This window comes from uncultured Chryseobacterium sp. (assembly GCF_936933875.1).
Lineage (GTDB): Bacteria > Bacteroidota > Bacteroidia > Flavobacteriales > Weeksellaceae > CAKZIK01.
This window is the reverse complement of sequence record NZ_CAKZIK010000009.1, coordinates 1-18,672: the sequence shown is the minus strand read 5'-3', so window position 1 is coordinate 18,672 and position 18,672 is coordinate 1. Positions and strand designations below refer to the sequence as shown.

Here is an 18,672-nt window from a genome sequence, read left to right as displayed (position 1 = left end):
TAAAAGCTATCATCGCTGATAAGCTTGACGTTGAAGAAACAGAAGTAACTCCAGAGGCTAGCTTCACTAACGATTTAGGAGCAGATTCATTAGATACTGTGGAATTGATTATGGAATTCGAAAAAGAATTCAACATCCAAATCCCAGATGATCAAGCTGAAAAAATTACAACTGTAGGTCACGCAATCGCTTATATCGAGGAAGTTGTAAACAAATAATATTCTAAATATTAGAAATTAAATTTATGGAATTAAAAAGAGTAGTTGTAACCGGTTTCGGTGCTATCACGCCATTAGGAAATAACGCCAAAGAATACTGGGAAAATCTTGTAAAAGGTGAGAGCGGTGCTGCTCCGATTACTCTTTTTGATGCCACAAACTTCAAAACAAAATTCGCCTGCGAAGTAAAAAATTTCGATCCATTACAGCATTTCGAGAAGAAAGAATCAAAAAAAATGGACAGAAACACGCAGCTTGGGATTGTTGCAGCAAGAGAAGCTGTAGAACATTCCGGCATTATGAATGGCGAATTGAACAAGAACAGAGTCGGAGTAATTTGGGGATCGGGAATTGGAGGTCTTGAAACTTTTGAAACAGAAGTTTTAGGTTGGGCCAACACAGAAATCCCAAGATTCAACCCATTTTTTATTCCGAAGATGATTGCAGACATCACCGGTGGACAAATTTCTATTGAATATGGTTTCCACGGTCCAAATTACACCACAGTTTCTGCCTGTGCTTCTTCCGCAAACGCATTAATCGATTCAAAAATGTTGATTCAGCTTGGAAAAGCTGACGTTATCGTATGTGGTGGTTCTGAAGCAGCAGTAACAGCAAGCGGTGTTGGAGGATTTAACGCAATGATGGCGCTTTCTACAAGAAACGATGATCCTAAAACAGCTTCACGACCTTTTGATAAGGACAGAGACGGTTTTGTTTTGGGTGAAGGAGCAGGATGTATCATCCTGGAAGAATACGAACACGCGGTAAAACGTGGCGCAACAATTTATGCAGAACTGAAAGGCGGTGGTATGAGTGCAGATGCTTATCATATGACAGCTCCACATCCTGAAGGTTTAGGCGCTTACCTTGTAATGAAAAACTGTCTTGAAGACGCAGGAGTTTCAACAGACGAAGTAGATCACATCAATATGCATGGTACATCTACTCCGCTTGGTGATATCGCTGAGTCCAATGCAATTTCGAAATTATTGGGTGATCACGCTTTCGACATTCAGATCAACTCTACCAAATCAATGACAGGTCACCTTTTAGGAGCGGCCGGAGTTATTGAAGCCATTGCTGCATTAGGAACTATCATCCACGGTATCGTTCCACCTACCATCAATCATTTTACTGATGATGAAAATATTGATCCTAGGCTGAATTTTACTTTTAACGAAGCTGTTAAGAAGGATGTAAAAGTTGCCATGAGCAACACGTTCGGTTTCGGCGGCCACAACGCTTGTGTTCTTTTCAAGAAAATATAATAAAAACACAAAGTTGAATGGAGTTACAGAAATACTTTTCTAAATTCCTCATCAAGCAAAGAAAAAAAGCACTCTCTGAAAAAGATTTTCGCTTAAGTACTGAAATCAGTAAAATTACAGGTTGCGGCGTCAATAACATTGAGCTTTACAGGGAAGCTTTCTCACTGAAAACCACTGCCGGGAAAAACAAAAAAAACTTTGAAAGACTAGAGTTTTTGGGAGATTCTATACTGGGATCCATTATTTCCTGCCATCTGTTTCAAACCTATCCCGACGCAAATGAAGGATATCTTACGCAGATGAAATCAAAAATTGTTAACAGGAAAAATCTTAATAAAATTGGGGAAGACCTTAATCTCACCGCTTTTATATTGAATGAAAACTCCAGCGTTTTGAGTGAAAACATTTCCGGAAATCTTTTTGAAGCCTTGATTGGGGCAATTTATCTGGACATTAATTACGAAACCTGTAAAAAAATTGTTTTAGAGCGACTTTTGACCCCTACAGAAATCAACAAGCTTGAGAACAAAATCGTAAGTTACAAAGGTTTGCTTTTGGAATGGTCGCAGAAGAAAAAATGTACCCTCCGCTACGAAACCATTGAAGAGACAGGAGCAAACAAGGCCTTAATCTTCCGAAGTTATGTTTGGCTTGATGACGAAAAAATTTCGAATGCTTCGGAAACCTCGAAAAAGAAAGCCGAAGAAAAGGCGGCACAAAGAGCATTCTATACCCTAAATAAAAAAGAAAACATCCTTGAAAAACCATAAACTGCTACTGAGTGATGAAGAGGAAGACGACCTAACATTAGGTTTGGTAAGACTTTCCAAAGAAATACCGGATTATGAACTTTTCTTTAATATTAACAGTTGCAACGAGTCTAAATTCAGCAGAATTAAAGACTTAAAAAAAACGGGACAGTACTTTGATTATTATCATCCCAGATTTGAGACTTATCACTTCGAAACAAAGAGCTGTATACAGTTTATTGCTAATAAATCTGCAAGTTTTTTAGAAAAAACAACACAAACCGAACTTTTTTCTGAAGAAATTGATATTAACTATTTATTACCTTTATATCAGGAAGTAGATTATATTATCAAAACGTCGGACATTATTCCCGATTTTTCCTTAATTTTGTTGCCCGAAAATCTTATGTTTCACATACAGGATTTTTACTTAAGTTCTACCGAAGAACTTTATCAATTAATTCAATATTATGAATAAGAATCTAAAAAAAACCAAAATATTAGCGACTTTAGGTCCAGCGTCATCTAACAAAGAAACCATGGTGGATCTGGTAAAAGCCGGAGTGGATGTTTTCCGTATTAATTTTTCGCACGCTGATTACGAACTGGTGAAAAAAAATGTAGAAACTATCCGCGAAATCAATCAGGAATATGGCTTTTCAGTGGGTATTTTGGGAGATTTACAGGGTCCCAAACTTAGAGTTGGAGTTGTAAAAGAAGGTTCATACCTTAATCCGGGCGACATTCTTACTTTTACCAACGAAAAAATTGAAGGAGATTCTACAAGAGTTTACATGACATACCAACAGTTTCCGCAGGATGTACAGGTTGGCGAAAGAATCTTAATTGATGATGGAAAACTCGTTCTTGAAGTTTTGGAAACCAACGGCGTTGATACTGTAAAAGCAAAAACAATACAAGGTGGACCCTTGAGCTCTAAAAAAGGTGTTAACCTTCCGAATACCAACGTTTCTTTACCCGCTTTAACGGAAAAGGATATCGAAGATGCGAACTTCATGCTCGATTTGGAGCTGGATTGGATTGCACTTTCCTTCGTTCGTCATGCTCAGGATATTAAAGACCTTAAAAAATTAATTGCAGACCATCCTACTAACAAACAAAAAACGCCAATCATTGCTAAAATTGAAAAGCCGGAAGGTGTAAAAAACATCGAGGAAATTTTGGTTGAGTGCGATGGTTTAATGGTTGCTCGTGGAGACTTAGGTGTGGAAGTTCCTATGGAAGATGTTCCTGCCATTCAGAAAACTTTAGTGGAGAAGGCAAGATTCCATGCAAAACCTGTGATTATCGCTACTCAAATGATGGAAACGATGATTAACAGCCTTACTCCAACAAGAGCAGAAGTGAATGACGTTGCGAACTCGGTATTGGACGGAGCCGATGCAGTGATGCTTTCTGGAGAAACTTCAGTAGGAAAATATCCGGTAGAAGTAGTGAAAAACATGGCGAAAATTGTAAAAAACATCGAAAGCCAGGCGTTTTACCAAAGCAAAAACCACGTTATTGAAAAGGAATTCAACTGTATTGATGACCGTTTTATTACAGACCGTGTTTGTTTGGCCGCTGTAAGAATTGCGAGAAGCACAGATGTTGAAGCAATTATTACATTGACATATTCAGGATATACGGCGTTCCAAATTTCTGCACACCGACCAAACTCTCACATTATCGTTTACAGTTCGAACAGACGGGTGATTACGATGCTGAATTTATTGTGGGGCGTTCGTGCATTCTACTACGATATGCAGAAAAGTACTGACGAAACTATTTTGCAAGTAAACACCCTTACGTACAACAACGGATATGTAGAACAGGGCGACTTTGTGGTGAACCTCAACGCTACGCCAGCTCACGAAGGTGGGAAAACCAACACCTTAAGATTAACAACCATTTAAAATACAAATCCCGAAAATTTTCGGGATTTTTTTTGTTTTTGGGCGTGTCCCTCAATCGTTCTTTTCGGCGCTCCCTTCGGTCGCGCCTCCACTCTCTCATTCGGGTCGCTACGTCCACTGCAATCTTTTTTCGGCGCGGCGACGAAGTCGCCGCGCCGAAAAAAGGATTTACGTTACCATCGCTCACGCGGAGTTATACGTCGCCAATAATGGATTTCTTTACCGTAAATTCGTGCAAGGCATACAGAGAAAGCTCCACACCATAGCCCGAATTTTTTCTGCCACCAAAAGGCATTCTCCAGTCTGAACGGAAAACGTGATTAATCGCTACACTTCCACTTTCTAGATTTTCAGCAAAATACATGGCTTTTTTCTTACTTTTCGTGTAAACTGCATTTGCCAATCCAAACATGGACTCGTTAGCGATTTTCAAAGCATCATCATCGTTGCTGGCTTTAAAAACCATTCCAAGCGGACCGAAAAACTCTTCTGATAGAACAGGGTTATTTTTATTCATTAAAATAAGTCCAGGTTCAAAAGCCATATTTCCTACCGATTTCAAAGGAACAATGATTTCAGCACCGTTTTTCAAGGCTTTTCTGTATTGCTTTTCGAGGTCAGAAGCTAAATCTTCGCGGGCCATTAAACCAAGGTTAGTATTTTTGTCAGAAGGATTCCCGGGTTGATACTTTTTGTATTCTTCTACAAATTTTTTCAGAAATTCCTTGTATATTTTAGAATGAATGATGAATCTCTTTCCAGCAACACAAGTTTGTCCACAGTTTTGAAGTCTTGCCAAAGCAGCATCTTTCGCAGCTTGTTTTAAATCGGCATCTTCCAAAACAATAAAGGAATCGCTTCCGCCCAATTCCAAAACGCACTTCTTAAGATTTCTACCGGCACTTTCTGCTATTTTTCTACCTGCGCCTTCACTTCCGGTTAAAGAAACCGCTTTAATAATTGGATTGGCAATCATTTCCTCAACTTCATCATGAGAAATTTTCAAATGCGTAAAAACACCTTTCGGAAAACCTGCTTCTTCGAAAATCTTCTGCATCATATCGCCACTTTTTGCACAAATCGATGCATGTTTCAAAACAATAACGTTTCCTGCAAGAATCGTAGGAGTTGCAAATCTTAAAGCTTGCCAAAAAGGAAAATTCCACGGCATCACCCCTAGAATAACACCTAAAGGTTCATGATGAATTTCTGAAATTTTGAGGTCGGTTTTTACTTTTTCAGGTTTTAGAATATTTTCCGCTTTAGAATAATACTCAATCATTCCGGCGCATTTTTCAATTTCAGCGATGGATTGTGTAATTGGCTTATTCATTTCCTTGGTAATGATTTCGCCAAACTCCTGTTTTCTTTTCAGTAAAATTTTAGCAAGTTTTGCCAACAATTTTTGTCTTTCAGCAAAAGATACGTTCTTCCACTGCTGAAATGCTTCTTCTGATTTCTGTAATTTATTTTGAACTGTTTTTTTCATTAAAATTATTATTTCATCGTTAAATCATCCACCACTCATCCACCAAAGATGCTGCCAAACGTGCAGTTCTGTCAGCGATATCATACGATGGATTTACTTCTGCAACATCCATTGCAATGAGTTTTTCATTCTTCAAAATATGTCTGAGAAAATGCATAAAAGTAGCATCTGCAAAAATACCGTTATAAGCCAAAGCCGAAACTCCGGGAGCTTGAGCAGCATTGAAAACATCCATACAAATAGTGAGATAAAGGACATCAACTTCGTTAAGCAATTCATCAATCCTTTGATAAATGGATGGTAAATTTTCAAAGAAAATTTCTTCGGCAAGAATGTATTTCATTCCATATTGATGGGCAGTATCAAATAATTTCAGCGTATTTGAGTTGAGTTGAATTCCGATATGCAACGAATGAATTTCGCTTTCCTGCGCAATTTGCCAAAATCCTGTTCCGGAACTTGCTCCTACTCCATTTTCAGGTTCGCGGTTATCGAAATGGGCATCAATATTAATGATACCAATTTTCTTGTTGGGAAAAGCTTTTCTAATCCCGGAATAATGTGCGAAAGTCACTTCATGACCTCCTCCGAAAACTAACGATTTTCCACCTTTATTTAAACAAACTGAAACTTTTTCAGCGAGTTCTTCCTGCGCTTTTTCGAGATCACCGTCTTTACATTCAACATTTCCGAAATCTTTTAAAACAAATTCATAATTTATTACAGGAAAATTAGCAGAGTTTTTACGGATAATATCAGGAGCATCTTTGGCTCCTACTCTGCCTTTATTTCTTCGTACACCTTCATCAACAGCAAAACCATGCAAAACGAAATCTTTAGTTTTAATATTTTCGTAGTTGTTTTCCACAGAAACTCTTTGGAAAATTCTGTGATACAAAGGTTCTTCACCATCAAAACGTCCTTCCCAAATCATAAATCACATTTTTTTACCGTCAATATAAACCGAACTCGCCTTCAAACTTCCCTGATGATACAGTACATTCTGAAAATTATCAGTATCGAACACAGCAAAATCAGCTTTTTTACCTTTTTCTAAAATCCCTCTGTCATTCAAATTCAAAGCTTTCGCTGCACGGAATGTAATGCCGGATAAAACTTCGGCAGTCGTGAGTTTTTCATAAGTTGCCAAAATGGAAGCCTGCGTAATGAGATTTCCCATAGGAGCAGAACCCGGATTCCAATCACTCGCAATTGCTAAAATTGCACCTGCATCCAATAATTTTCGTGCCGCCGTGAAAGGTTCTCCCAATCCCAAACTTGCGCCGGGAAGCGCTGTTGCAACCGTTTCAGATTTTGCGATAAATTCAATATCCTCATCGGAAGTAGCTTCCAAATGGTCTGCAGAAAGCGCTCCAACTTCAACAGCAATGCGTGAACTTCCGGGTGTAAATTGGTCTGCATGAACCGTAATATCAAAACCTAAAACTTTAGTTTTAAGCAGAAATTCTTTACTTTCTTCAGGCTGAAATGCGGATTTCTCAATAAAAATATCAACACGTTTCGCGAGATTTTCTTCCTTTACTTCAGGAAGGATCTCATCAAAAACATATTCCAAATAATCTTTGGTTGTCCCTGTAAAATCTTTTGGTTTTAAATGCGCTGCAAGACAGGTCGGAACCAATGTTGCAGCTGTTTTTTCCTGCGCTTTTTTAATGGTTCGAAGCATTTTAATTTCTTCTCTTTCGTTCAAACCATATCCGGATTTTATCTCAATCGTGGTAATTCCGAGCGCAACGAGACTTTCAATTCGTTCAAGTAAAGTTTTCAGCAATTCCTCTTCAGAAGCTTGTCGTGTGTGTTGAACAGAGCTCCAGATTCCACCTCCTGCTTCAGCAATTTCAAGATATGTTTTTCCTGCATTGCGCATTGCAAAATCATTTGCACGGTTTCCACCAAAACAAATATGCGTATGTGCATCGATGAAAGCGGGCAAAACAATTTTATCTCCGGTAATTTCTTCAACAGATGTTTCGACTTCGCTCAGCATGACAGTAGCTTTTAATTCTTCAAAATTTCCAACGCTTTCAATTTTATTTTCTTCATTTATTAAAATTCCGCCGTTTGCAACAATTTCTAGCTGTTCATCTGATATTTTTCCGCGTAAAGGAAGATTCGCAAGTGTCACAATTTGCTTAAAAGGACCAATTAGTTTCATAGCGCCAATTTACAAATTCAATTTCAGAATTTTGCCCAAAAATCTTACCTTTGAGGTAAATCAAGATTTTAATGCCGGACTTTTTACATCCAGATAAGGATAATTTTTCTGATGACGAATTGATGCAGGAGGAACAAATCCGTCCGCAAAGCTTTAAGGATTTTGAAGGGCAAAGAAAGACTTTGGACAACCTCGAAGTTTTTGTTGCTGCCGCAAAAAACCGTGGAAATGCTTTAGACCACGTTCTTTTACACGGACCTCCAGGTTTGGGAAAAACAACACTTGCTCACATTATTGCCAAAGAATTGGGTGTAAACTGTAAAATAACTTCAGGACCCGTTTTGGATAAACCCGGAAGTTTAGCCGGATTATTGACAAATCTTGAAGAAAACGATGTGCTTTTTATTGATGAAATTCACCGTTTATCGCCCATTGTAGAGGAATATTTGTATTCTGCAATGGAAGATTACAAAATAGATATTATGCTAGAAACCGGTCCAAATGCGCGAAGTGTTCAGATTGGCTTGAATCCTTTTACATTAGTGGGAGCCACAACACGAAGCGGAATGCTGACAAAACCGATGTTGGCAAGATTCGGAATCCAATCAAGACTGGAATATTACACGGTTGAATTACTCGGAATGATTATCGAAAGAAGTGCCCGGGTTTTAGGCGTGAAAATTTATGAAGATGCCGCACTTGAAATTGCAAGAAGAAGTCGCGGAACTCCGAGAATTGCCAATGCTTTATTGCGAAGAGTTCGTGATTTTGCTGAAATTAAAGGAAACGGAGAAATTGAAATGAACATCACGAAATTCGCGTTGAATTCTTTAAATGTCGATGAATTCGGATTGGATGATATGGACAACCGAATTATGCGGGTGATGATAGAAAATTTCAAAGGAAAACCGGTAGGAATTTCTGCTTTGGCAACCTCTTTAGGCGAAAATCCTGAAACTTTGGAGGAAGTTTATGAACCGTTTTTGATTCAGGAAGGATTTATCATACGAACTCCGAGAGGACGAGAAGTAACGGAAAAAGCTTACAAACATTTGAAAATTGCGAGACCTAAAAATCCGGGAGAGCTGTTTTAGTTGAAAATGAAAAATTGAAAATTGAAAATGTTTGTTCCAACCTAAAGGACGAAGATTACCAAAATATCATCAAAGAACTTTCCAAATCTTCAGATGAAAATGCAAAGAAAATCGCGGAGAAAATGAGCTCAATTCGCCAAAATATTCAGCCTGAATAAGTCAGTTTTATGTTTTCAGAAAAAGATGTTTCAAAATGATTTTTTAATTTTGAGGGGTTGATGTAATTCTGTAAATTAGTCTCAAATTCAACTTTTATGAAACTTTATCCTATACAGTGCGGAAATTTTAAATTGGACGGAGGAGCAATGTTTGGCGTGGTTCCGAAATCTATTTGGGAAAAGACCAATCCGGCAGACGAAAAAAACCTCATCGAAATGGGAATGCGCTCTTTGCTTGTTGAAGACGGCAAAAAACTGATTTTGATTGACTGTGGACTCGGAAACAAGCAGGATGATAAATTTTTTGGACATTATTCTCTATACGGAAATGATACTTTAGAGAAAAACCTTGCGAAATATGGCTTTGTGAAAGATGATATTACTGATGTGTTCCTGACACACCTTCATTTCGACCATTGCGGTGGAGCAATTGAGTGGAATGACGATAAAACCGGGTATAGACCAGCTTTCAAAAATGCACAGTTCTGGACGAATGAAAACCATTGGGAATGGGCGACAAAACCCAATCCACGTGAAAAAGCGAGCTTCCTGAAAGAAAATATTATCCCAATACAGGAAAGTGGACAATTAAACTATCTTCCACTTCCAACGACAGGAAATTACGGCTTTGCTCCCGATCTGAAAATGGACGTGATCTTTGTGGACGGACATACTGAAAAACAGATGCTTCCGGTAATTCAGTATCAGGAAAAAACGATTGTTTTTGTGGCAGATTTAATTCCAACAGCGGGGCACGTTCCTTTGGTTTATGTAATGGGTTACGATACGCGTCCACTCCTTACGATGGAAGAAAAAGACAAATTCCTGAAACAGTGTGTTGACAATGAATATTTAATTTTTCTTGAACACGATGCGCACAACGAACTCGTAAGTTTGAAAATGACTGAAAAAGGAGTTCGCGTGGATGAACATTTGAAGTTTAACGACGTATTTGGTTATTAAAAAAAAGCAGTTTTCTGCATTTTCATATCTTTGACCCAATTATTTTAAAACATTATGGAAACTAACGAAGGCGGGACGACATCGCCTGAACCCGAACCGAAGATTGTCGGTTTAACCGGAGGAATTGGCTCCGGGAAATCTACTGTTGCAAAATTTATCGAAGAAATGGGCTATCCTGTTTATTATTCGGACATCCGTGCAAAGGAGATTGTAAATGATGATGAATTTCTGAAACAAAGAATCAAAGAACTTCTCGGTGATGAAGCTTATGACGAAAATGGAGAATACAACAGAAAATTTGTTGCTTCGCTTATTTTCGAGAATGATAAACTTCGCGAAAAACTGAACGGCACGATTCATCCCGCGGTAAAATATGATTTCGAAAGCTGGATTTCAAAACAAACTTCTGAATTTATTTTTAAAGAAACAGCCCTTCTCTTTGAATTAGGCTTGAATAAAGATTGCTATAAATCTGTTCTGGTAACCGCGGAAGACAACCTTCGCATCAAAAGAGTAATGGACAGAGACGGCAAAACCTACCGTGAAGTCGAAACAATAATGGATAAGCAAATGTCTGAAAAAGACAAATGCAAACTCGCAGATTTCATCATTTATAACAATGCCGGAATTGAAGAACTGAAAGAGGAAACCCGATTGACTATAGAGAAACTTACATCCATCTAAAGATAGATAACATGTTTAAAAAACAAATAACCCCGGAATTTCCGGGGTTATTTTATTTATTGAAATTCAATTTTATTTCTTGATGAATTTCACTTTGGTTGCATTCCCGTCCTCTTCAACATAAATTACATAAACACCTTTTATAAGTTTAGTAACATTTACTTTGTTATCTGCTACTTTGCCTTTTGCAACAACCTGACCAGCCATGTTGAAGATTTGGTAATCTGCCTTGTTGGAAACTTTAGTAATGTTCAAAACATCAACAGCTGGGTTAGGATAAACTTTTACTGTATTATCTTCAGCAGCACCGTCATTCACGCCCAAAGTTGGAGAAATTTTTACTGCATAATCTTCCACTTCACCATACGTAAAGTTTGTACAGGCATCCGTTGGAGCTACAGAATATTTAAGTATAACTCTCATTTTCAAAAGTTTATCACCTGCATATGAATTAGCTGGTACTGAGAAAATTGTCGTAACAGGATTTTGCTGTGAAGGTGCAGTTGCTAATATTTTTTCAGTAACCGCATCAAATAATCCATCCCTGTTAAAGTCAATCCATGCTGTAACCACCTCATTATATTTTGTTCCAGGCCATGTAATAGAAACCGAAAGGGTATTATTGGTAGAACCCTGTACAAGATTGATTACTTTATTTGCATCAGTACTGTAATCTGTATAATTATTTGCTCCGGAACTGTTATTCATTGTTATTCCAGAGTTGGAAGTAACTGTTACATTAGAAATATACTCATCCGTTGAATCTGCAGAAGTTATTTCACAATACTGCATATTCATTGTGTTAAACAGAACTGAAGTAGAAAAAGCACCTCTTGTTCCACTACAAACCGCAGCCACTTGAACTTCGTACTGAGAAGATTCTTCCAAACCTGTCAAAGTATAATTGTTTATAGAAAGTGGAACTTCTGTCCACGTTGTGCCGCTTACTTTTTTATAACGTACAACATAAGACGCTCCGGAAATTGGTTCCCACGTTAATGAAGCTTGTACAGTTGTGATATTTGTTACCTGCAGTGCTGCAGGAGCGGTTCCGTTACATGATACAACTGCAGAAACAATTGCCGGACCTACTGCATAAAAAATGTTTCCTATAGATGAAACCCTGATTTTTAGATTGGTATTAGTTGGTAAGCTTGACCAGTTCAAAACTTCCGAACCGTCATTTGGGGTGGAAGCTGCAATAACCGTCCATGTTGCACCATTATCGAGAGTATAATCTATTTTTACATTTGAAGAATTATAAGGCGCTAAATTAGTTCCAGCGGCATTCCATAAAAAAGCAACATTCGAGTTGTTATAAACTTTAGTAGATGTTACTTCAAAAGGACCTTCTGCACCTACAATTATTGCCACATCTGCAAATTGAGTTTGCTGTTGAGCAGTGTTTGCATTATTATCTCTTACTGTTACTCTAAAATTGGTATCTCTTGCAACATAAGCTACACTTTCCCAATCTTCTTCAATGGTAAGCTGACCAGCCATTACCGAAGAAAATTTTGGAAAATACCTTGTAGGACTTGTTGTTGGAGGCAATGAACGGAAAAGAGCTCCCGTAACATTATTACCTGTTGTAGAGGTAACAGCTGTGGATGCGTTATCCATTTGTTCCCAGGTGTACGTTAAAACATCACCTTCCGGATCTGTTGAGTTTGCAGTAAGCACAAAAGCTGTTCCTTTAGGAATTGTATAGTTGGTTAATGGGCTAATTACGGGGGGTCTGTTTGCAATGGCTGTTTCGGTACCACAAACTTTTGACTGCATATTAGCTTCAACCTGTCCAATTGATATCCCATGAAAATAAGGATCAGAATGCTGCTGAACATTTGCAGAGGTAATTCCTGCATATCCCATAATTGTTGATCCGGAACCCGGTTCAATATTAACACCCGCATCTTCTAATACATGAGAAAATGTATGATTAGCTCCCAATTGATGTCCCATTTCGTGTGCAACATAATCAAGATCGAAATTATCACCTTGTGGAACTCCATTTGGAGGAGAAGTATAAGCAGAACCTTTATTTTTGTCCGTTGTAGCTGAGGTATCATCCACACAAACACATCCTATACAACCTGCGTTTCCACCTCCTGATCCGGTTGCTCCAAATAAATGGCCAATATCATAAGCTCCATTTCCAATTGTGCTAGTAAGGGTGTTTTGAAGTTCTGTACTCCAAGTGCCATTTGATCCCGTAGAACCATCTGAATATGGATCGGTTACAGGGTTTGTATAAATTAATTGTGGGAAATTCTGAAGATTTAAATGCAGTGCAAAATCTTTCTCAAAAACACCATTACATCTTGTTAATGTAGCATTAATAGCTGTCATAGCTTCAGCTACACCTCCAAAATAATTGGTGTATTCTCCCGTAACGGATAAAGCTAATCTTAAAGTTCTGTATTTTCTGTCGGAACTTTTAGAAAAATCTGCAGGATTGTTTACGATTGATTTTCCTGCATCTAATAATTTCGCAATTTCGGCTTTTGAGAGAGGAGCTTCGCTTGTTGTACATAAAAATTCTCCTTTTGTTTTGTGGGTTTTTTCGTGTACTCCATAAACAGATTTATCCGTATTCTGTGGTTCAATAAACTGAAATTCTCCACCTTTCATTACCATCGATTGGAAATCATTTGGTGCTACACTGAAACGTACAGTTTTTTGTGGATCATCAATTCCAACACCTACATAAGAACCTAACTGATACTGATCAGCAATTGCCTTATCTACAACGGGAAAACTGTACACGGCAAATTTTTCAATTTTACCGTTAACCATTGGCAAATAAATTTCAACCGGCTTAGACCCTTTCCCTGTTTTTTCTGCAATTGATAATTTGGATCTCATCGCATTAAGATCCAGTTTATAATAATTAGCAACCTTGGCTGTTTCCATTATTTTTTTACCCTGCATCACAGCTGGACTCCACTGTGCAGAAGAAAACCCAAATATTGACATGCAGAATAAAGTTGTAAAAACTTTCTTCATATACCTCTTTTTTTAACTTTCCAAAAGTATATAAAAATGTAATGCAAAAAAGAAAAGTTTCTGAAAGTGTTAAATTTTGGATTGAATTTTGTTCAAAATCGGAGCACAAGATTCTGAAATTCAAGAAATAAAAGAAAAACAAAAAAGTGTTAAAATTTGTACGCAATGTTCCAGGCAAATCCTATATTGAATTTCCCAGAAGACCTTCCAAATCCAGGAACAATCATGGGAAAAATATCATCCTGTTTTGTAGTGAACAATAAATAACGCGGCTGCATATTGACATCAATATAAAACCCGGAATCGAAAAGCTGCACTCTTCCACCAACGCCTCCTTCCAACCAATAAGAAGATTGAGAAGACGATGGAAAAGCCACACTTACATCTCCACCTTGCGAACCACGGATTGGAACCGCAAAATATTCCTGATTGTAAAATGATGCTCCTAATTTCGGACCTGCGTAAAATCCATTGAATTCATTTTCTGGGTCTTTCACGAGCATGTAAAAACCTCCCAATTTTACGAAGAAACCGGAAGCTTTCGCGTCGTAACCATTTTTTTGATAGATATTTTTTTCAAAACCTGCATCTGCGACGGCATGAATATTTCTCGAAACCTTCGAAGAAACAAACCCCTGAAATACTTTTCTGTCCGAAAAAACTCCTAAACCAGCATTCAGAACATCCACACCCACCATAAAGTTGGGTTCGTATTTGTATTTCTTGACCTTAACCGTATCATTCTTCTGAGCAAAATTCAAAAGAAAGAAAAAACTAAAAAATAAGGTACAGATGCGTTTTGTCTTCATTAAGAATCTGGGTTTGAGTTTGCTCTATTGACGTTACAGGATTTGCAGTAACCAAAGTTGAAGTGGTATTTTCATACACTTTTTTAATTCCACAAGCTGGTGAAACGTATTCGGATTTGGTAGTGTAACCAATTTTCACTTCGGAAACGGCTCCTTTATTATATCTTCTGATGTAAATATTCGTAAAATCACTTTCATCCACTCTTAAAGGAATGAGTGCTGAATCTACTTTTGCACCCGTAAAAACAGCTGTTTTTCCACTTCCGTAATCTACGTTTACGTACAAAGAATCAAGACGAATAATTTTATTATTGGTGTCCTTAAACTTCATCTTCATTCTTGGCGTTGCTTCTCCGCTGGTGCAGATATCGTCGTCGCTTCCACAGGAAACCACCGTGAAACCAAGGATAAAGAAAAATATGAGACTGAAATATTTCATAGAATCTGAGTAAAAATACTAAAAAATTATGCTTCGGAAATCAGTTCGAGCAAAGCAATGTTTTCCACGTGGTGCGTTTGCGGAAACATATCGACCGGCAAAATCTTAATGAGTTTGTACTGGTCTTTCATCAAAGCCAAATCTCTGGCCTGCGTTGCAGAATTACAGCTTACATATACTACTCTTTTCGGAGAAAGTTTCAGAATTTGTTCCACCACTTTCTGGTGCATTCCGTCTCTTGGCGGGTCTGTAATTAAAACATCCGCTTTCGGATGGTTGGCTAAAAATTCGTCGTTGAAGATGTCTTTCATATCACCGCAGTAGAACGTACAGTTGCTCAAACCGTTCAGTTCGGCATGTTCTTTCGCAGCATCAATGGCTTCCTGAACGGATTCAATTCCGATGACCTGTTTTGCATTTTTTGCGACGTATTGCGCAATTGTTCCGGTTCCTGTGTATAAATCATAAACTACTTCATCGCCTTTCAAATCGGCAAATTCCATTGTTTTTCTGTACAATTCAAGAGCCTGTTTATAATTGGTCTGGAAGAATGATTTTGGACCGATTTTAAATTTCAAACCATCCATTTCTTCCATTAAAAATCCGTCACCGAAATAAGTCTGAACGTCCTGGTCGTAAATGGAATCGTTTGGTTTTGAATTAATGCAATACACCAAAGTTTTAATCTGAGGGAATTTTTCAAGCAAAAACTCGAACAGCTTTTCGCGGTTTTCCTTTTCCTCGCGAAATAACTGGAACAAAACCATCCATTCTCCATTTGAATTCTGGCGCATCATTAATGTTCTGAGGAAACCTTCCTGATTTTTCACATCGAAAAACTCAAGACCGTTTTCCACCGCGTAATTTTTCACCGCCAAACGAATCGAGTTGGAAGGCTCTTCCTGAAGAAAACACTCCTTTAAATCCAAAATTTTGCTCCACATCCCCGGAATATGAAAACCGAGTGCGTTTTTATCGCCAAAATCTTCTCCGGAATTCACTTCGTCCTGCGTTAACCAACGTGCATTCGAGAAAGAAAACTCCATCTTGTTTCGGTAGAAATACTGTTCTTCACTACCCAAAATTCTTTGCGTTTCGAAATCTTCTAAACCGCCAATTCTTTTGATGTTGTTGAAGACCTCATCATGTTTAAAATCGAGCTGTTTTTCATAAGAAAGATTCTGCCATTTGCAGCCACCACAAACTCCGAAATGAATACATTTTGGCTCCACACGAAACGGCGATTTCTCCAAAATTTCGATGGCTTCAGCTTCCACGTACTTCGATTTCGATTTTTTTACGCGCGCATTTACAACATCTCCCGGAACTGCTCCGGAAACCAAAACAGTTTTCCCTTCTTCAGTTTTTCCAACAGCAACACCTTTTGCACCTGCATTGACGAGTTTGATATTCTCTAAAACAATATTTTTATTTTTCTTTCTCATTGTCGGCAAAATTAAGCTTTTAAATCTGCAAATAAAAAAGCCTTATCGTTTTTCGATAAGGCTTTGAATATTTTTAAACCTAAATAAATTACTAATTTATTCAAATGGTGCTCTTTTTACTTCTCTGTTGATAATAATTGAATCTCTATTGAGCAGATAAATCAAACTTGCAATGCTTCCAAAAAACAGAAAAGCTACGAACCACATCCATGGATTTTTAATTTTATTACGTACAGCATCTGAAACAGCAAAAATCCAAACAAACAGGCATAAAGCTGCGCCAATTCCAATTAGTACATTATTCGGTAAAAAACCTGAACTGTAATGTGATAATTTCATGTAGGAGCCGATTAAAGTCATTAGAAGTCCAACAATAATTAATGGCAATAAAATCTTCTTTGAAATAATTAATGGGTGCATTTTCTTTTTTTATAAAATTACAAAAACCTTGCCGATTTGACAAGGTTTTTAGTTTGATATTGAATCATTTCTTATTTCGTAGCAGGTTCTGCTTGTGCTGGAACAGGCTGCGTTTGTGCAGGAGCCTGTTGTGGTTGTTCTGCTCCGTTTTGTGGAACCAACTGAGGATTTGGCTGCGTTGGAGTCTGAACTTTTGGAGCTGTCAATCCTGTCAGTTTATCCATTGTTTTCACAAATTCTTCATCACCAAGGTTGAAGAATGGTCTTCCAACAGTTTTTCCGTCTTTATCCAAGATAATATAGCTTGGAAGTTTGAATCCGTACAAACCGAACTTTCTTGCTTCAGCAGAATTAATTCCACCGTCTACATAGTAATTGGTTCCTTTGAAACCTTTCAGCATTGCAGTACTTGTTTTACCAAACTGCTCTTTGGTATCATCCAAATTCACAAATGCGAAGTTCGCTTTTGAGCTGTAAAAATTGTTTACATCCTTCAAAGTAGGAATCGTCATAATCGCGATATTCGGGTTCCAAGATGCGTAGAACATTACTACAGTTGGTTTTCCTTTCAAGTCTGAAAGATTCGTAGATTTTCCGTCCGCAGAAGTCAGTTTCAAGTTTGGAACTGTTCCTTCTTTTTCGCCCATCAAAACTTTCTGAAGCTCTTTAACATCTTTCTTCACTGTTGCATCAGAAATATTTTCGTCGATTAGTTTTGAAATCTGGTCGTATTTTTTCGCATTCGCAGGATTAATGTCGGACTGAGAAACTACATAAGCCAGGAAATAATCTTTAGCCGTAGCAGAAACGTCTTTTCTCGTTTTCAAGAACTCAACAAAAGCTTCTCCCAAAAGTGGCATTGCAGCCGGATTTGTAAATTTTCCCTGAGCGAATTTCTGGAAATCCGGGTTCAGTTTGTTCAGCATATAATCTCTGTAGATAGGAATGGTTTTAATCATTCTGTCTCCATTCTTCGTAATGTCTGTCTTCAAAGTTTCAAAATCTTTAGATACTTTGAAAGATGGATTGTTCACCGCTTGAGAATGATTTTCCTGATAAGCATCCAACAAACCTAAAAGTTTAGCATTGGTTTCATCTTTTTTCCATTCTACTACAGAACCGTCTGCACTGTATTTTTTAGCAGCATCATCCAAATTTTTGAAGATATCCCCCTGAATCTTCTTGAATTCTGTCGTAAAAGCTTTCTCGTCTTTCGCGATAAGTTCTCCTACATTAATTTTTGCAGCATAAGTCTGGAAAGATTTTTCTGCATCTGCAAGGAAATCGTTGTTCGCTTTTGCATCACCTGTAATTACAAATTTCTGAGGGAAATCTGCACCGTTTCCGCTGATGTTCAACGTTTGTCCGGCTTTAAGGTAAATCATATTCATGTTACCGCCATAAGTTAGGATGTACATCCCGTCTTTTGGAGCATCAAAATTTCCGGAAAACTCACCTTTATTATTTACACCAACATTCATCAAAGGCAAAGTTCCTACTCCGGAAGCTTCGATGATTTCAATCCTCTCGAGTGGAGAAGCGTTGGTAACTTTTCCTTTTACTTCTACTTTCTTAGAACATGAAATGGCAAAAAAGGCCATCATCAACATTAAAAAATACTTTTTAACCATCATTTGCTTATTGCTTTTTTGGAATGATTGAATCTTGGATTTCATTGATTATTTTTAAAACTGAGCAAAAATAAGTTATTCAGCTATTTAAATAAAATATTTTTGAAGATTTTGTGAAACATTAACAACAAAAAAATCGCCCACAAAAATGGAGGCCACTGAAAAAGTCTTCTGGGCAATCAGAAAAAAGGAGTTAAAACAGTA

18 protein-coding genes are annotated in these 18,672 nt (G+C 37.7%); 9 read left to right on the top strand and 9 right to left on the bottom strand.

Features of this window, described 5'->3' with window-relative positions:
• The 5 genes from Q0252_RS01070 to pyk all read left to right on the top strand — a co-directional run.
• A partial coding sequence (locus tag Q0252_RS01070) for an acyl carrier protein (RefSeq protein WP_297982727.1) occupies positions 1-218 on the top strand: 218 nt, incomplete at its 5' end.
• A gap of 26 nt (positions 219-244) precedes the next feature.
• Entirely contained in the window at positions 245-1,489 is a 1,245-nt protein-coding gene (fabF, locus tag Q0252_RS01065; RefSeq protein WP_297982725.1) for a beta-ketoacyl-ACP synthase II, read from the top strand.
• 17 nt (positions 1,490-1,506) lie between these two features.
• Positions 1,507-2,259 carry a ribonuclease III gene (gene rnc / locus Q0252_RS01060; protein WP_297982722.1) on the top strand — a complete coding sequence of 251 codons (753 nt, stop codon included), beginning with the start codon at positions 1,507-1,509 and terminating at the stop codon, positions 2,257-2,259.
• Positions 2,246-2,716 carry an IPExxxVDY family protein gene (locus Q0252_RS01055; RefSeq protein WP_297982719.1) on the top strand — a complete coding sequence of 157 codons (471 nt, stop codon included), beginning with the start codon at positions 2,246-2,248 and terminating at the stop codon, positions 2,714-2,716. Before rnc ends, Q0252_RS01055 begins: the two co-directional genes overlap by 14 nt.
• Positions 2,709-4,154, top strand: a complete 1,446-nt coding sequence (pyk, locus tag Q0252_RS01050) for a pyruvate kinase (protein WP_297982715.1) — start codon at positions 2,709-2,711, stop codon at positions 4,152-4,154. Before Q0252_RS01055 ends, pyk begins: the two co-directional genes overlap by 8 nt.
• A 193-nt stretch (positions 4,155-4,347) precedes the next feature.
• Here the strand turns inward: pyk and Q0252_RS01045 are convergent, their stop codons facing one another.
• Genes Q0252_RS01045 through hutI form a run of 3 tightly spaced genes read right to left on the bottom strand, consistent with a single transcriptional unit; the run spans position 4,348 to position 7,819 of the window.
• Positions 4,348-5,643, bottom strand: a complete 1,296-nt coding sequence (locus Q0252_RS01045) for an aldehyde dehydrogenase family protein (RefSeq protein WP_297982712.1) — start codon at positions 5,641-5,643, stop codon at positions 4,348-4,350.
• Between the two features lie 19 nt (positions 5,644-5,662).
• A complete protein-coding gene (gene hutG / locus Q0252_RS01040; RefSeq protein WP_297982709.1) occupies positions 5,663-6,577 on the bottom strand; it encodes a formimidoylglutamase in 915 nt (304 codons plus the stop codon).
• Between the two features lie 3 nt (positions 6,578-6,580).
• Complete coding sequence (gene hutI, locus Q0252_RS01035) at positions 6,581-7,819, bottom strand: imidazolonepropionase (RefSeq protein ID WP_297982706.1); 1,239 nt, start codon at positions 7,817-7,819, stop codon at positions 6,581-6,583.
• A 71-nt stretch (positions 7,820-7,890) separates the two neighbouring features.
• On the opposite strand from hutI, the gene ruvB reads away from it, so the two are divergent.
• The 4 genes from ruvB (at position 7,891) to coaE (ending at position 10,718) form a co-directional block, all read left to right on the top strand.
• Positions 7,891-8,913 (top strand): Holliday junction branch migration DNA helicase RuvB, encoded by a 1,023-nt coding sequence (gene ruvB, locus Q0252_RS01030; RefSeq protein ID WP_297982703.1) that lies wholly within the window; start codon positions 7,891-7,893, stop codon positions 8,911-8,913.
• Positions 8,914-8,927: 14 nt separating this feature from the next.
• Positions 8,928-9,071, top strand: a complete 144-nt coding sequence (locus Q0252_RS01025) for a hypothetical protein (RefSeq protein ID WP_297982700.1) — start codon at positions 8,928-8,930, stop codon at positions 9,069-9,071.
• Between the two features lie 96 nt (positions 9,072-9,167).
• Complete coding sequence (locus Q0252_RS01020; RefSeq protein WP_297982697.1) at positions 9,168-10,034, top strand: MBL fold metallo-hydrolase; 867 nt, start codon at positions 9,168-9,170, stop codon at positions 10,032-10,034.
• Between the two features lie 54 nt (positions 10,035-10,088).
• Entirely contained in the window at positions 10,089-10,718 is a 630-nt protein-coding gene (gene coaE, locus Q0252_RS01015; RefSeq protein WP_297982694.1) for a dephospho-CoA kinase, read from the top strand.
• Between the two features lie 72 nt (positions 10,719-10,790).
• Here coaE and Q0252_RS01010 read toward each other — a convergent pair whose 3' ends face one another.
• From Q0252_RS01010 to Q0252_RS00985, 6 genes are all read right to left on the bottom strand, one after another.
• Entirely contained in the window at positions 10,791-13,724 is a 2,934-nt protein-coding gene (locus tag Q0252_RS01010; protein WP_297982691.1) for a reprolysin-like metallopeptidase, read from the bottom strand.
• 149 nt (positions 13,725-13,873) lie between these two features.
• A complete protein-coding gene (locus tag Q0252_RS01005) occupies positions 13,874-14,533 on the bottom strand; it encodes a DUF6048 family protein (protein ID WP_297982689.1) in 660 nt (219 codons plus the stop codon).
• Positions 14,499-14,972 (bottom strand): DUF6452 family protein, encoded by a 474-nt coding sequence (locus Q0252_RS01000; RefSeq protein ID WP_297982686.1) that lies wholly within the window; start codon positions 14,970-14,972, stop codon positions 14,499-14,501. The genes Q0252_RS01005 and Q0252_RS01000 overlap by 35 nt, the downstream gene beginning before the upstream one ends.
• 26 nt (positions 14,973-14,998) lie before the next feature.
• The gene (rlmD, locus tag Q0252_RS00995) at positions 14,999-16,417 is read right to left on the bottom strand and encodes a 23S rRNA (uracil(1939)-C(5))-methyltransferase RlmD (protein WP_297982683.1); all 1,419 of its coding nucleotides are present in this window, start codon (positions 16,415-16,417) and stop codon (positions 14,999-15,001) included.
• A 96-nt stretch (positions 16,418-16,513) separates the two neighbouring features.
• Positions 16,514-16,837 carry a hypothetical protein gene (locus Q0252_RS00990; RefSeq protein ID WP_297982680.1) on the bottom strand — a complete coding sequence of 108 codons (324 nt, stop codon included), beginning with the start codon at positions 16,835-16,837 and terminating at the stop codon, positions 16,514-16,516.
• A 71-nt stretch (positions 16,838-16,908) separates the two neighbouring features.
• The gene (locus tag Q0252_RS00985; protein ID WP_297982678.1) at positions 16,909-18,513 is read right to left on the bottom strand and encodes a TlpA disulfide reductase family protein; all 1,605 of its coding nucleotides are present in this window, start codon (positions 18,511-18,513) and stop codon (positions 16,909-16,911) included.
• Positions 18,514-18,672 lie beyond the last annotated feature (159 nt).